This window comes from Pseudomonas sp. J452 (assembly GCF_024666525.1).
Lineage (GTDB): Bacteria > Pseudomonadota > Gammaproteobacteria > Pseudomonadales > Pseudomonadaceae > Aquipseudomonas.
This window is the reverse complement of the sequence record NZ_CP088294.1, coordinates 4,253,554-4,267,504: the sequence shown is the minus strand read 5'-3', so window position 1 is coordinate 4,267,504 and position 13,951 is coordinate 4,253,554. Positions and strand designations below refer to the sequence as shown.

The 13,951-nt window shown below is 64.4% G+C and carries 16 protein-coding genes; 8 read left to right on the top strand and 8 right to left on the bottom strand.

Going from position 1 to position 13,951, the window contains the following annotated elements:
* Positions 1-36 precede the first annotated feature (36 nt).
* The 7 genes from cobU to LRS11_RS19360 all read left to right on the top strand — a co-directional run bounded on the left by cobU (position 37) and on the right by LRS11_RS19360 (position 5,035).
* The gene (gene cobU / locus LRS11_RS19390; RefSeq protein WP_260494481.1) at positions 37-558 is read left to right on the top strand and encodes a bifunctional adenosylcobinamide kinase/adenosylcobinamide-phosphate guanylyltransferase; all 522 of its coding nucleotides are present in this window, start codon (positions 37-39) and stop codon (positions 556-558) included.
* On the top strand, positions 555-1,604 hold the full coding sequence (gene cobT / locus LRS11_RS19385; protein ID WP_260494480.1) for a nicotinate-nucleotide--dimethylbenzimidazole phosphoribosyltransferase: 1,050 nt from the start codon (positions 555-557) through the stop codon (positions 1,602-1,604). Before cobU ends, cobT begins: the two co-directional genes overlap by 4 nt.
* Positions 1,604-2,176 (top strand): alpha-ribazole phosphatase family protein, encoded by a 573-nt coding sequence (gene cobC, locus LRS11_RS19380; protein WP_260494479.1) that lies wholly within the window; start codon positions 1,604-1,606, stop codon positions 2,174-2,176. The genes cobT and cobC overlap by 1 nt, the downstream gene beginning before the upstream one ends.
* A 2-nt stretch (positions 2,177-2,178) precedes the next feature.
* Complete coding sequence (locus tag LRS11_RS19375) at positions 2,179-2,916, top strand: adenosylcobinamide-GDP ribazoletransferase (protein WP_260494478.1); 738 nt, start codon at positions 2,179-2,181, stop codon at positions 2,914-2,916.
* Between the two features lie 176 nt (positions 2,917-3,092).
* Positions 3,093-4,301: an MFS transporter gene (locus LRS11_RS19370; RefSeq protein WP_260494477.1), complete on the top strand. Its 1,209-nt coding sequence runs from the start codon at positions 3,093-3,095 to the stop codon at positions 4,299-4,301.
* Positions 4,298-4,420 carry a hypothetical protein gene (locus LRS11_RS19365; RefSeq protein ID WP_260494476.1) on the top strand — a complete coding sequence of 41 codons (123 nt, stop codon included), beginning with the start codon at positions 4,298-4,300 and terminating at the stop codon, positions 4,418-4,420. The genes LRS11_RS19370 and LRS11_RS19365 overlap by 4 nt, the downstream gene beginning before the upstream one ends.
* Before the next feature lie 63 nt (positions 4,421-4,483).
* A complete protein-coding gene (locus LRS11_RS19360) occupies positions 4,484-5,035 on the top strand; it encodes a glutathione peroxidase (RefSeq protein ID WP_260494475.1) in 552 nt (183 codons plus the stop codon).
* A 58-nt stretch (positions 5,036-5,093) separates the two neighbouring features.
* Here LRS11_RS19360 and LRS11_RS19355 read toward each other — a convergent pair whose 3' ends face one another.
* The 5 genes from LRS11_RS19355 to LRS11_RS19335 all read right to left on the bottom strand — a co-directional run bounded on the left by LRS11_RS19355 (position 5,094) and on the right by LRS11_RS19335 (position 10,721).
* On the bottom strand, positions 5,094-6,377 hold the full coding sequence (locus LRS11_RS19355) for an outer membrane protein transport protein (protein WP_260494474.1): 1,284 nt from the start codon (positions 6,375-6,377) through the stop codon (positions 5,094-5,096).
* Between the two features lie 211 nt (positions 6,378-6,588).
* Positions 6,589-7,068 (bottom strand): hypothetical protein, encoded by a 480-nt coding sequence (locus LRS11_RS19350; protein WP_260494473.1) that lies wholly within the window; start codon positions 7,066-7,068, stop codon positions 6,589-6,591.
* A 293-nt stretch (positions 7,069-7,361) separates the two neighbouring features.
* A complete protein-coding gene (locus LRS11_RS19345) occupies positions 7,362-9,899 on the bottom strand; it encodes a penicillin acylase family protein (RefSeq protein ID WP_260494472.1) in 2,538 nt (845 codons plus the stop codon).
* 128 nt (positions 9,900-10,027) lie between these two features.
* The gene (locus LRS11_RS19340; RefSeq protein ID WP_173204997.1) at positions 10,028-10,234 is read right to left on the bottom strand and encodes an SEC-C metal-binding domain-containing protein; all 207 of its coding nucleotides are present in this window, start codon (positions 10,232-10,234) and stop codon (positions 10,028-10,030) included.
* Between the two features lie 7 nt (positions 10,235-10,241).
* Positions 10,242-10,721: an LEA type 2 family protein gene (locus LRS11_RS19335; protein ID WP_260494471.1), complete on the bottom strand. Its 480-nt coding sequence runs from the start codon at positions 10,719-10,721 to the stop codon at positions 10,242-10,244.
* Positions 10,722-10,851: 130 nt separating this feature from the next.
* On the opposite strand from LRS11_RS19335, the gene LRS11_RS19330 reads away from it, so the two are divergent.
* Positions 10,852-11,388: a hypothetical protein gene (locus LRS11_RS19330; protein ID WP_260494470.1), complete on the top strand. Its 537-nt coding sequence runs from the start codon at positions 10,852-10,854 to the stop codon at positions 11,386-11,388.
* An 88-nt stretch (positions 11,389-11,476) separates the two neighbouring features.
* On the opposite strand, the gene LRS11_RS19325 is transcribed toward LRS11_RS19330, so the two are convergent.
* From LRS11_RS19325 to LRS11_RS19315, 3 genes are all read right to left on the bottom strand, one after another.
* Positions 11,477-12,589, bottom strand: a complete 1,113-nt coding sequence (locus tag LRS11_RS19325) for a hypothetical protein (protein ID WP_260494469.1) — start codon at positions 12,587-12,589, stop codon at positions 11,477-11,479.
* An 89-nt stretch (positions 12,590-12,678) separates the two neighbouring features.
* Positions 12,679-13,149, bottom strand: a complete 471-nt coding sequence (locus LRS11_RS19320; RefSeq protein ID WP_260494468.1) for a YchJ family protein — start codon at positions 13,147-13,149, stop codon at positions 12,679-12,681.
* A 4-nt stretch (positions 13,150-13,153) separates the two neighbouring features.
* A complete protein-coding gene (locus tag LRS11_RS19315) occupies positions 13,154-13,651 on the bottom strand; it encodes a DUF6231 family protein (RefSeq protein ID WP_260494467.1) in 498 nt (165 codons plus the stop codon).
* Positions 13,652-13,951 lie beyond the last annotated feature (300 nt).

The window sequence follows — 13,951 nt, the reverse complement described above, 5'->3', positions numbered from 1 at the left end:
TCTGCCGGTGCGCACGGTGCACGAGGAAAGTGAGAGATGGTTGAATTGATCCTCGGCGGCGCCCGTTCCGGCAAGAGCCGCCTGGCCGAGAAAATGGCCGAGGCAAGCGGCCTGGCGGTGACCTATATCGCCACCAGCCAGGCGCTGGACGGCGAGATGAGCGAGCGCATCGCCCAGCATCGGGCGCGGCGCCCGGCCGGCTGGGCGCTGGTCGAGGAACCGCTGGAGCTGGCCCGGGTGCTGCGCGAGCAGGCGGGCGAGGGCCGCTGCCTGCTGGTCGACTGCCTGACCCTGTGGCTGACCAACCTGCTGATGCTGGACGACGAAACACGTCTGCAGGCCGAGCGTGCGGCGCTGCTGGACGGCCTGGCCGGGTTGCCGGGGCGGATCATTCTGGTCAGTAACGAAACCGGCCTCGGCGTGGTGCCGCTGGGCGAGCTGACCCGCCGTTATGTCGACGAGGCCGGCTGGTTGCACCAGGCCCTGGCCGAACGCAGCCAGCGGGTGGTGTTCACCGTCGCCGGCCTGCCCATGCTTCTGAAAGGAGAACGCCTGTGAGTGCATTCTGGTGGCAGGCGAGCTGCCGACCGCTCGACCAGCAGGTGGCCGCCCAGGCCCTGCAGCGCCAGGCGGAGCTGACCAAGCCGGCCGGTGCACTCGGCCAGCTGGAACCGCTGGCGGTGCGCCTGGCCGCCCAGCAGGGCCGCGTGCGTCCCGCGCTGGATCAGGTGTGGATCAGCATCTTCGCCGGCGACCATGGCGTGGTCGCCGAAGGCGTGTCGGCCTATCCGCAGGCGGTGACCGTGCAGATGCTCGGCAACTTTGCCGGCGGTGGCGCGGCCATCAGCGTGCTGGCCCGCCAGCTGGGCGCGACCCTGGAAGTGCACAACCTCGGCACGGTCGAACCGGCGCCGGCCATGGCCGGGGTCTGCCAGCATCAACTGGCGCCGGGCACGGCGAATTTTACCCAGGTGCCGGCGATGAGCGGCGAACTGTGCCTGGCTGCGCTGCAGGTCGGCCGCGTGGTGGCCGAGCGCGCCGCGGCTGCCGGCTGTCAGCTGTTTATCGGCGGCGAGATGGGCATCGGCAACACCACGGCGGCCAGCGCGCTGGCCTGCGTGCTGCTGGACAAGCAACTGAACGAGCTGGTCGGCCCCGGTACCGGGCTGGACAGCGCCGGTATGGCGCGTAAGATCCGCGCCGTCGAATCTGCCCTGGCCCTGCACGGTCAGGCCCGCGCGCCGCTGGATTGCCTGCAGCGCCTGGGCGGTCTGGAGATCGCCGCGCTGACCGGCGCCTACCTGGCCTGCGCGCAGCAGGGTGTCAGCGTGCTGGTCGATGGCTTTATCTGCAGCGTCGCGGCCCTGCTGGCGGTGCGCCTGAATCCGGGCGTGGCGGACTGGCTGTTGTTCAGCCACAGCGGCGCCGAGCCGGGCCATCGCCACGTGCTCGCCGCCCTCGAGGCCGCGCCGTTGCTGCAACTGGGCCTGCGCCTGGGTGAGGGCAGCGGCGCGGCGCTGGCGGTGCCGTTGTTGCGCCTGGCGTGCGCGCTGCACGGGCAGATGGCGACTTTTTCTGAAGCAGCAGTACAGGAGCAAGGTTGATGAGTTTGCAGCTGGATCTTTTGCGCCACGGTGAGACCACCGGCGGCAACGGTTTTCGTGGCAGCCTGGACGACGCCCTCAGCGAGCGCGGCTGGCAGCAGATGCACGCGACCCTGGTCGAACAGGGCGGCTGGGACCTGATCATCAGCTCGCCGCTGCAGCGCTGCGAGGCCTTCGCCCGCCAGCTGGCCGAGGCCAAGGGCCTGCCACTGCGCATCGAGGCCGATCTGCGCGAGCTGCACTTCGGCGACTGGGAAGGGCGCAATGCCGCGGAAATCCTCCTCGAGGACACCGAAGCACTGGGCAGCTTCTGGAACGATCCGTTCAACTTCACCCCACCGAATGCCGAGCCGGTACGCGACTTCGCCGCACGGGTGATGGCCGCCATCGAGCGCCTGCAACAGGAACTGGCCGGCCAGCGCGTGCTGCTGGTGACCCATGGCGGGGTGATGCGCCTGCTGCTGGCCCAGGCCCGCGGCCTGCCGCAGCAGCAGATGCTGCAGGTCGAGGTCGGCCATGCCGCGCTGCATCGCCTGCAGGTCGCGGCCGACCTGAGCCTGCGCGAAGCCTGAGCATGCGCCTGGCCGAGCCGCTGCTGATCGCCCTGCAGTTCCTCACCCGCCTGCCGGTGAGCCTGGCGGGCATGCCGGCACCCCAGCAGCTGGGCCGTTCGCTGCTGTGGTACCCGGCGGTCGGCGTTCTGCTCGGCGGCCTGTTGTTGCTCGCGCAACTGCTGCTCAACGGTGCGCCGGCGTTGCTGCAGGCGGCGCTGCTGCTGACGCTGTGGGTCGGCCTGTGCGGCGGCCTGCACCTGGACGGCCTGGCCGACACGGCGGATGCCTGGGTCGGTGGCTACGGCGACCGCGAGCGCACCCTGGCGATCATGAAAGACCCGCGCAGCGGGCCGATCGCCGTGGTGGTGCTGGTGCTGCTGCTGTTGCTCAAGTTCGCTGCCCTGGTCGCGCTGCTGCAGGCCGGGCAGTGGAGCGCGCTGCTGCTGGCGCCCTGGCTGGGGCGTTGGCTGTTGCCGCTGCTGTTCCTCACCACCCCCTATGTGCGCGCCGGCGGCCTGGGCCAGGCGCTTAGCGAACACCTGCCGCGTCAGCAACTGCCGCTAGTGCTGGCCGGCAACGCGCTGGCCATGCTGCTGTTTGGCTGGGCTGGGCTGTTGGCCATCGGCAGCGCGTTGCTGGCTTTCTTCCTGCTGCGCCGCGCCTTCCTCGCCCGCCTGGGTGGCACCACCGGCGATACCGCCGGGGCGCTGCTGGAGCTGGCCGAGTGCGCGGTGTTGCTGACCCTGGCGCTGATCTGAGCCGCTACACCTAGGGCGGGTGAAACCCGCGTAAGCGTGACGCGGGTTTCACCCGCCCTACGTAACTGTTCCGCTTGCTTGCTGCCTAGCTGTAGCGGGTGTTCGGCTTAATGCGGGTATATACAGTGATGCTGTTGATCCACGACCGGCCTGGCTGTTTGTATAAGGGATAAAGCATGACTTCGGTATGGCGTACCAGTGGCTGGGTGTTGCTCGGGGCATCGCTGATCCTGGCGCTGTCGTTGGGAATCCGTCACGGCTTCGGCCTGTTCCTCACGCCAATGAGCAGCGAGTTCGGCTGGGGCCGTGAGGTGTTCGCCTTTGCCATCGCCCTGCAGAACCTGATCTGGGGTCTGGCGCAGCCGGTGACCGGGGCCATCGCCGACCGTTTCGGCGCGCGCCGGGTGATCGCCGTCGGTGGCCTGTTGTATGCCGCCGGCTTGCTGTTGATGGGCCATGCCGACTCGGCCGCGTCGTTGTCGCTGAGCGCCGGCCTGCTGATCGGTATCGGCCTGTCCGGTACGTCTTTTTCGGTGCTGCTCGGCGTGGTCGGCCGCGCCGTGCCGGTGGAGAAACGCAGCATGGCCATGGGCATTGCGGCGGCGGCCGGCTCCTTCGGTCAGTTCGCCATGTTGCCGGGCTCGCTCGGTCTGATCGGCTGGCTGGGTTGGTCCGCCGCGCTGCTGGCGCTGGGCCTGCTGGTGGCGTTGATCGTGCCGCTGGCGCTGCTGGTGCGTGACGAGCCGCTGCCGTCGCTGGGCGCCGAGCAGAGCCTGGGCGAGGCGCTGCGCGAGGCTTGCGCGCACTCCGGCTTCTGGCTGCTGGCGCTGGGCTTCTTCGTCTGCGGCTTCCAGGTGGTGTTTATCGGCGTACACCTGCCGGCCTACCTGGTCGACCAGCACCTGCCGGCCATGGTCGGCACCACGGTGCTGGCGCTGGTCGGGCTGTTCAATGTGTTCGGCACCTATATCGCTGGCTGGCTTGGCGGCCGGCTGTCCAAGCCGCGCCTGCTGACCGCCCTGTACCTGGCGCGCACGGTGGTGATCGTGGCGTTCTTCTACACCCCGTTGAGCGCCTGGAGCGCCTATGCCTTCGGTATCGCCATGGGTTTGCTGTGGCTGTCCACCGTACCGCTGACCAATGGCACCGTGGCCACCCTGTTCGGTGTGCGCAACCTGTCGATGCTGGGCGGCATCGTGTTTCTCTTCCACCAGCTCGGCGCCTTCCTCGGTGGCTGGCTGGGTGGCTACCTGTACGACCACACCGGCAGCTACGACCTGGTCTGGCAGATCTCCATCGCCCTCGGCCTGCTCGCCGCGGCGCTCAACTGGCCGGTACGCGAACAGCCGGTAGCCCGTCTGCAGGCGGCGGGAGGCGTTGCATGAGTGTGCGCGCCACGGCGCTGCTCAGCGCGCTGGGGATTGCCGGTTTACTGCTGTTGGCCTGGTGGGGCTGGCAGCAGGTCGGCCTGGCCGCGCTGCAGCTGGGCATGGGCCTGTGCTAAGCGTTGCCGCGGGCTGGCAAGGCGAGTAGCGTTGCCTCTGGATTCAGTGCAGAGGTTGTCATCATGAGCATGTCGCGTAGTGCCCTGGCATTGCTGGTCGGGCTGTTCAGCGGGTCGCTGCTGGCGGCCGAATGCCCGCCGCTGTTGCAGGGCGAGCTGCAGCAATTGCGTTCCAAGGAGCGTATCGATCTGTGCCAGCGTTTTGCCGGCAAGCCATTGGTGGTGGTCAATACCGCCAGCAACTGTGGTTTCACTCCGCAGTTCAAGGGCCTGGAGGCGCTGTACCAGCGCTACAAAGAGCAGGGCCTGGAGGTGCTCGGCGTGCCGTCCGATGACTTCAAGCAGGAAGCGGACAACAGTGAGGACACCGCCAAGGTGTGCTTCGTCAACTACGGCGTGACCTTCGCCATGAGCGAGCCGCAGGTGATCAGCGGCGATGATGCCATTCCGCTGTTCCGCGAGCTGGCCGCGCAGACCAGTGCGCCGCGCTGGAATTTCTACAAGTACGTGGTGGGGCGCGATGGCAAGGTGATTGCCAGCTTCTCCAGCCTGACCAAGCCGGATGATGCGGCGCTGATCGAGGCGGTGGATAAGGCGATTGCCAGCCAGCCCTGAGAAGCGTGAATACAAAAGCCGGGCAATTGCCCGGCTTTTTCATGTGCAGTTCCCGTCGTCAGAAACGGTAGGTGACCTGTGCGCCCAGGCCATGAGCACTGTTGTTGTAGGTGGCGCTGAAACCAGGCGCAATTTCCGCACCGGCCAGCTCGGTGGAGTGCTGATTGACCGAGGCCTCGCTCTCGCGCAGGTAGGTGTAGGCCACGTCGATGGTCATGTCGGCCGTGGGCGACCAGCCGGCACCGAGGGAGAACACCTTGCGGTTGCCCACGGGGATGCGCACGGTACGGTTGTCATTGGCGGCCGGTGAGGCATCCAGGGCGAAGCCTGTGCGCAGTACCCATTGCGGGTTCAGCTGGTAGGCGGCGCCGATGGCGTAGGACCAGGTGTCCTGCCACTGGAGCTGCTCGCTGACCTCGGCAATCGGCTGCAGCGTGCCAAGGCTGGGTGTGCCCTGGTTTTCCACGACGATTTCCTGCAGACGACTCCAGCGGGTCCAGGTGGCGCCCCCGTAGAGGGTCCACTGCTCATCCAGTTTGTAGGTCAGCGAGCTGTCGACCATTTCCGGGGTGGTGAAATCCAGCTGGGCGTCGTACTCGCCGTTGAACTGGCCGAAGATCGGGCCGTCGCCGCCGGTGATGCGGGTGCGGCCCTCCAGGGTGTAATCGACCTTGGAGTGGTAGGTCAGGCCCCAGGCCAGTTGCTCGGTGACATCTACCAGCACGCCGGCATTGAAGCCCAGAGCGGTGTCGTCGCCCTTGATGCCGACCTTGGTCTCGCCGTTGCCGAATGCGGCGCTGTTATCCAGCTGGTTGACCAGTTTGCCCTTGATCTTGTTGATGGTCGGGCCTAAGCCGACGGAAACGCGCTCGTTGATCCGGTAGCTCAGGGTCGGTTGCAGGGTGACCACTTCGACCTTGCTGTACTGGCCCTTGTAGCGGCCACCGAAGCCTTTCTCATAGTCGCTGATCAGGCCGAACGGCACGTACAGGCCGATACCGTAGTGCCAGTCTTCGTTCAGCGGGCTGGCGTAATAGGCGAACGGCACGGCTGCGGTGGGCACCATGTCGCCTTCGCTGGTTGACGCGCTGGCGTCGTCGATGTCGACATCGGCCTTGACCACGCCGACGCCGCCGACCACTTCGGCACGCTTGAGTTTGCTCAGACCGGCAGGGTTGCCGAACAGGGTAGTGGCATCCTGCGCAGACGACGCACGTCCAGCAAAGGCGGTGCCCATGCTGCTGACGCTTTGTTCGTTGATGGCAACTCCATTGCCCAGGCTGTGAGTGGAAATGGCGCCGATGGCCAGAGCGAGGGTGGTTTTGCACCAGAGTTGTTTCATTAGCAAGCTCACGAACAGCAAAAATGAGGGCGGCAAACTACGCGTTTTGCGAAGGCTTGCCAACCGCTTAAGTCTGTCTTTTTCGTGAAGATTCGTTAATGAAATCAGGGATATGTAGCTGTCTGATGGGTCAGAAAATAAAGCAGGGCGATGATCGGTTATCGATAAGCACCTGTATTCGACCGAGTGACCGGAGCGTCATCGCCTGACTTCAGGCAGCCCGCGGCTGCTCCGGCACACAGTGGTGCCAGGCGCGCAGGAAGTCGCGCAGGTGACCGCGCGGCTGGAACACGCGCCGCCAGATGCGCGCCAGACCGTGCAGGTCGTCGGCGGCGGGCAGCTGCGGGTGCTCGACTTCGATCATCAGCCAGGCGATAGCGGTGGCGTAGCGCAGGTTGACGATCAGCTCCAGGTGCGGGGCGCCGAGAAAGGCATGCTGGCTGGCCAGGCCGCGCACCAGGCTGGCGAGGTCCGGGTCATGGGCCAGGTGCTGGTCCCAGAGCAGTTGATGGCGCAGTTCGCTGATGCGGTACAGGCCATGGCCATGCGGGTCGTCGAGTGCGGCGCCGAGTGCCGATTGGCTGGCGGCAGCGCCCAGGAGCAGGGCTTCGGCGGTGGCTGAGTGGCGCCCGAGATAGAGCAGGGTAGGGCGGATGACGTGTTGGCACAGTTCGTTAGCGGCAATTCCCATGATGCCCTCGCGGAGGGTGCCGGCGGGGTCGGGTGCTTGGCAGCTGTTTTTGATTTTAATAAAGACCCCGCCGGGAGCGGGGTTAGCCGCTCAATGTGAAGTGTAGTGCGATAAGTCAGCTGTAAAGGGCTGTTTTTAAACTGTTTAAGGATTTACGTGAAAGCCTATATATCTGCTGGCAATTAACGAAAGCACCGCGCCGCATAGCGAAATGATGGCCGGTATGGCTCGCGCTGCTGCGGGGCTGCATGAAAAAGGGCGCCCTGAGGCGCCCTGTAAGCTATCGGCGTGCGCTACTTCCCCGGCATCAACAGCAGGCGCTTGTTGCCGTAGACCTTGTCGATGTTGCGGCTCTGGAACGGGAAGCTCATGTAGCCGCCCTTGAGCCAGGCGTCGATGCCATCGGCATAGTGCGGGCTGGCTGGGTTGCCGGACTGGCCAGAGCTGTTGAGGCCGATCATCGGCTCCTCGCGGCCAAAGTCGACCACCACGCGCATGGCCGGGATCAGCCAGGTGTCGAAGTCCTGGCCCCAGTGGTAGGCCGCCACATTGAGGGTGCCGTGATCGCCGCCGGCCGGGTAGGGGCCGCGGTCCAGGTAGCCTTGGAGGGCATTGATGCTGCTGCGCTCGCTGGCGCCGAGATGGGGCGCCATCTTGGTCGCGTTGCTGGTCCAGCTGTACTGGTGCAGCTTGCCCCACTGCCAGGCCTGGCGATTGGTTCCCAGCTTGGCTTCGACGAAGGTCACGGCGGCGGCCAGGGTGCGGGCCAGGATCGCCGGTTTGTCTTCCTTCTGCGTGGTACGGACGTCGTCCCAGAACGGGCTGTCGTCGCGGCTGAGCAGGTGGTCGGCCTGGGCCGAATAGGAGTCGTTGGCGGTCTCCACCAGCGCCTGCCAGGCCGGATTGCCGTCCGGGCCCAGTTCGTCGAGGAAAGTCTGCCGTGCGCTTTCGTGCAGGAAGGCGCCGTACAGGGCCGCGTCCGCCGAGGTCGCACTCATGCGGCCGTCGAAGGCCATCAGGCGTTTGTAGGCTTCCTCGGCCTTGCTGCGTTCGGCGGCGGGCAGGGCAGCGATGGCTTTTTGCAGCGGCTGGGCCATGCCGGGCGCGTCGAACATTGCCTGCAGTTTGCCGGCGAACGGTGTGGTCTGGTCGTACTGCATGGCGATCATGCTGCGCTGGTCGTGCTTGCCGGCGCCAGCCAGCTGGGCGATGCGCTCGGCGCGCTCCGGGTAGAACCAGGAGTTGGACAGCTGCATGCCGTAGCCGCGCGGCACGGTGCGCTGGTTGGCGGTACCCAGCCAGCCCTGCATGGGGTTCTGGTCGTAGGGGTGGAGCATGGGGTCGGCATAGCCGTCCCAGTCATAGGCACCATCCCAGCCGGGAGAGGGCATCAGGCCCAGGCCCTGCTTGCGGTTGGGGAAACGGCCGGTGACCTGCCAGCCGATGTGCTGGGCGTCGGCGAAGACCAGGTTGAGGGCCATGGCGCGGACTTCGCGGGTGGCCTCGAAGGCCTGGTCCACCGATTGCGCGCGGGACAGGTCGAAGAAGGCATCCAGCGAATGATCCTCCTCGAACTGCGCGGTGCGCAGGGCCAGGCCATAGCCACTGTTCAGCTGCAGCGGTTGCAGCGGGTGCTTGCGTTCACCCAGTACCGAGTTGAGCAGCGGGCCGTGGCGGGTTTCGAAAACGGTTTCGCGGATCGGTCGCTGTCCCTTGATGAAGAAGGTTTCCTGGCGCTCGATGGCGGGCAGCCACTTGCCGTCGGCCAGGTAGTAGAGGCGGCTGCCTTGGCGTTTGACCTTCTCCAGGAACAGGTCCTGGTTGTCGCCCATGACCATGGTCATGCCCCAGGCCAGCTTGCCGTTGAAGCCGGCGACCACCGCCGGTACGCCGGCAATCGAGACCCCGGCGGCCTGGAATTTCGGCGAGCGGATCTGCACATAGTTCCACACCGAAGGCATGGACAGCGGCAGGTGGGTGTCGTTGGCCAGCAGGCTCTTGCCACTGGTGCTGCGTTGCGGCGCGATGGCCCAGTTGTTCGAGGCGGCGACGCCGAGCATGTTCAGCGCGCTCACCTGGCCGGCGGCCTGGTCGATGGCAGCCAGGCCCTGGATTTGCCCGCCTAGGTTGAGGCTGCGCAGCTTCTCGGCTTCCTCGAAGGGCAGCGGTTCGTCCGGATAGGTCGGTAGCAGCCAGGCCAGCTTGTCGGCACCGACCTTGCCATTCAGGGTCAGGGCGGCGATTTCTTCCTTGAGGTTAACGGCCAGGCCGAAGTTGAGCAGGGTGAAAACCAGTACCGAGTCTTCCGGTTTCCAGTAGGCCGGACGGTAGCCGGATTCGGCCAGATCCATCGGCAACTTGTCCTGGTAGCGGAACAGGTAAGCGTTGACGCCGCGGGCATAGACCTCGAAGAGCTTCTTCATCCGCGGCGAAGCGTTCTTGTACAGCACTTCGGCGCTGCGCTTGAGGTTGACCGCACGCATGAAACGGTCGACTTCCAGCACGCCGGGGCCGCTCATCTCGGCCAGGCGACCCTCGGCCAGCAGGCGCATGCCGACCATCTGGCTGAGACGGTCGCTGGCATGCACGTAGCCCATCGCGAACAGCGCATCGTGGAAGGTGGTGGTCTCGATCAGCGGCATGCCCAGCGGGTTGCGTCGAATCACCACGCTCTGCGCCAGGCCCTGGACGCGGACGATGCCCTGATCCGGATGCACGCTGCTGCTGTAGCGGCTGTTGAGAAACGACTGGCAGCCACTGAGAAACAGGCTGCTGGCTACAGTGGCAGCGGCGATCAGCTTCAGCGAATGAGAAACACGGCGCGAACCCATGGACTGGCTCCTGGCGCGAGAAGGGGTGGGAATACTGGTGCGGATTGTAGAGGGCTGGCGGGGGCGGCGGTAGGGCTGTGTGGGGCAGGCAGGGCCGGCGTTGCGCCATGGCCCTGCCGTTATTCAGTTCAGGCGCCGTGGCACTTCTTGAACTTCTTTTGGCTGCCGCACGGGCAGGGATCGTTGCGCCCGACTTCCTTCAGCGGGTTACGCACGGGCTCCTGGTGCGCATGACCGCAATGCGGGCCGTGTACATGGCCGTGATCATCGTGATCGTGGCTGTGGTCATGGTCGTGGTTGCAATCGGGGCCATGGACATGGGGTTGCTGGTTCATCGGTGAATCACTCCGGAATGTAATCGCCGGGGATTATCTCGCCATTGCGCGAAAGGTGCACGCGACTACCGAACAGCCAGCCGGTTTTGACCGAGCCCTGGAAACTGTAGCGAATCGGCTGGTCGAGTTTCTCCAGGGCTCGCACGATGCCTTTGAGGTGGCGCCAGAGATTGGTGCGTACGGGAATCTCGAACTCGTGGCTGCCGTGCGCCGGCACGCTGAAGCGGGTGCTGGCCGCGCCATCAGCCAACTCCACATCATTCAGGGTTACGCGATAGTCGAGACTGCTCACCGACAGGCTCGAGTCATTCGGGTTGTCGATGCGAAAGCGCAGAAGGAAGCGTTGTTCCAGCAGCTTGGCCTTGACCACGTCGACCTTGACCAGGCGCACAACGGGCTTCTGCAGATCTCCGGTGAACCAGGAGGCGCACCCCGAGAGACTGGTCAGCACGGCAATTAGTAATGCTAGGCTAGTAATTCTTATCATTTGCGCCTGATATTAAATCTTGAATACTGCATGTCGTCCAAGTTTACCAAGCGACTGCTTGGTAGCAACCGGTTGTTGCGCTAAAAAAACCTGGGTCATACTGAGCATATAAATAGACAGGAGTGTGACCATGAGCCTCTATGAGATCGCCTTTGCCGGGCAGATTATGCCGGGCGCCCAGGCGGAGCAGGTCAAGGAGAATCTGGCGCGGCTGTTTCAGGCCGATGCCCAGCGCATAGCCTTGCTGTTTTCCGGTCGACGCATCGTGATCAAGAGCAATCTGGATGCAGCCGGCGCGGAAAAATATCGGGCGACCCTCGAACGGGCCGGGGCTGTCGCCATCGTCCAGGCCCTCGATGCGCAGATCGAGGAAGTCGAGCTGGCGCCACCGCCTGCACCAGCTGCACCAGCGGCGACCAGCAGTCGCCCAGGTGCCCGGGTGATTCCGCGTGACGAATACATGGCGGCCTTCGCCGATGTCGAGGCGCCGGATTTCGACATCGCCCCGGTGGGTAGCGATCTGCAGGAGCACAAGCCGGATGCGCAGGCACCGGCCGTTGATTTGTCGCAGTTCAGCCTGGCACCGGTAGGCAGTGATATGGGACAGGCCAAGGCTTCCCCGGCTGCACCAGCACCGGACACGTCCCATCTGAAACTGCAGGAGTAATAGCTGCTAGGGTCTGTTGCCGTCGCGGCCATAAACGAAACGGCAGCAGACCTTAACGCTCTTCAGAGAGTGCCGAGCGGCCTTTCATTCAGCTGTCGCTGGTCGTGCACTTGGCTTGCGCCTGCTCGGGCGTGAGGTTGCGTATCGAGGTGTAGAACAGCTCGCAGGTTTGCACCTTCTGCGTGACCTGCCACTTCTGCGTGCAGGCACTGAGGGTCTGGCTCGGGTCGTTGTCCGGCTTGAGGCCCATGTCGGCCTGCCAGCAGGCGGCACTGATGTCCTGGCCCATCACCGCGAGGCCCGCCGCATCAGCTTTCTGCTCGTCGCCGTCGTAGTTTTCCGGGTCGGCGGCGTACCAGATATAGCTGGGATGATTGGAGCCCAATACCGGTACTGTCTGCCCTGGCGCGGGACTGATCTGGCCCAGGCCCAAGACATCGAGAGTGACCCCGTACTGTGCCTTCACCCAGGCGCGCACCGGCCCGCCAAAGGCGACCATAGGTAATGCGCTATCCGTTTTGCCGCGGGTGAGTTGGGTGACCATCTGCTTCTGGTAATCGGTGAAATAGTCGTAAACCCCCTCCAGCTCGCTGCCTGCGCTGGCCGGCGCGGCGATGGGGGCAATGTCGATGATGGTCTGGAAGGCCGGGGTCTGTTCTGCCGCCACGCCGTTTTCTGTGAGCAGCGTGGCCCAGCGGTCAGTGGTCTTGGATTGCAAATAGTCCTGCGCCTGGGTCAGCGAGTAATCCGGTGGAAAGTGCAGCAGCTCGACGCTTTGCCGGTTATCCAGAGCCATGCCCAGGGGCAGAAACAGGTACCAGCTGAATTGCCACTTGCCGTCCTGATTCAACTTGCTGGCGCCGCTGTAGGCCAGGTCTCCAGCGGCCAGCAGCTCGGTCAGTGGCTGGCCGTAATCAGCAGGAACACCACTGAAGTTGGCATAGAGGCCATTGCTGTCGCTGCTGACGTTGACCTGGGCGCTGCCGTAGCCGTCGCGCTGCAGGCTTTGTCCGAGGTAGTGCACGACGGTCTGCTCCAGCGTCCAGTCGCGATAGCAGATCACACTGCAATTGTTGGGGTAGGCGAACAGGCGAGTGACGCGTTCCACACTGCCCAGGCTGACCTGAACATCGGCGGCCTGGAGCGTGCTCGCGAATAGCAGCGTCGCTAGGGCGAGGGTTAAACCACTGTGCTTGTGCATGTACTTCTCCTTGTTGGCGGGAGCCCTTTGCTGTCGGGCTCTGCGCTAACAAATGAAGCAGAGTTTTCCTGTGCGGCGAGTTTTTCTGTTCAGGAGAGATAGGGCGCGCAGCACTTCTTGAACTTCTGGCCACTGGCGCAAGGGCAGGGATCATTGCGACCGGCCTTGAGTGGCGCGGTTGGATCGATGAAGTACCAGCGGGCATGATACTGGACGAAGGCCGAGCGTTCACGATGGCTGTGCTCGCCGCCGTCATCGTGCCAGCGTGCGGTAAAGGTGACGAAGGCATGCTCCGGTTGGCCGCCGAGCAGTTCGGCGCTTTCCACCTCCAGACCGAGCCAGGTGCTGCCCAGGCTCCAGGCACTGATGGCGGCACGATCGAGGTCTGCCTGCTGGGCGGGCAGGGTGGTCGCCAGCAGATAGTCGGTCAGGCCCAGTACATAGGCGCTGTAGCGCGAGCGCATGAGCAGTTCGGCGCTTGGCGCCGGGGTGCCAGCGTGATAGCGCCCACAGCATTGTTCCAGCAGGTTGCCACTACCGCAGGGGCAGGCATGACTCATGGCATTACCACCAGTACTTGCCAAAGTTTTCCGGATTGGCCCAGAACTTGGCATTGAGCCAGTCCGGAACCTGCTTGTAATCGCGCAGGTCGTACGTGAACAGGTTGAGCGTTTGCTGATCGCGCTGAAAGCTTTCGCTGGCCTGCAAGGCCAGGGCAAAGAAGTCGGTTTCCTGCCAGTCACAGGCCTGCATATCGACCAGTACGGCAATGCGGCTGGCGTTCAGGTTGCGGATGCCACCGAGTAGCTGCAGGGCTGTGCGTTTGGGCAGGTGCTCCAGGCAGTCGACCACCAGGGCGAGATCGAAGCGCTGCATCGCCAAGTCTGCCGGAAGTTCTCCGGCAGCGGCCTTGTGCACCTCTATCTCGGGGTGGGCAGCCTGGAAGGCTTGTACTGCGGGTAGGTCACTGGCGCCTACCAGAAGCAGGCGTTGTGGCACATGGTGGTCGAGCAGGGCTGCAAGAGCCTGTTGCGGGGTGCGCGAAGAATGTTTGCCAGTCATTGCTAAATTCCAAACTTGTAGGTAAAGACTAACTCGCTGGAAGGATTTGGCCTAGTAATGACGTGGGTCAGTGAAGTTCCTAATAGCTGGCGGATTGTAAAACACCTGTCTTTACTACTTGAGTGTCGGTTTGGTGCCGATTTTTACAGGAGAGCAAAAACGATGAGCATTACAAGGAAAGCTGTACCCCTGTTGTTGGTAAGCGGCCTGTTGACTGGTTGCTCCGGCCTGCAGAAAACCGATTGGCCCACCTGTGCTGCAGTCGGTGGTGTAGGTGGCGCTGCTCTGGGCGCGATCGAA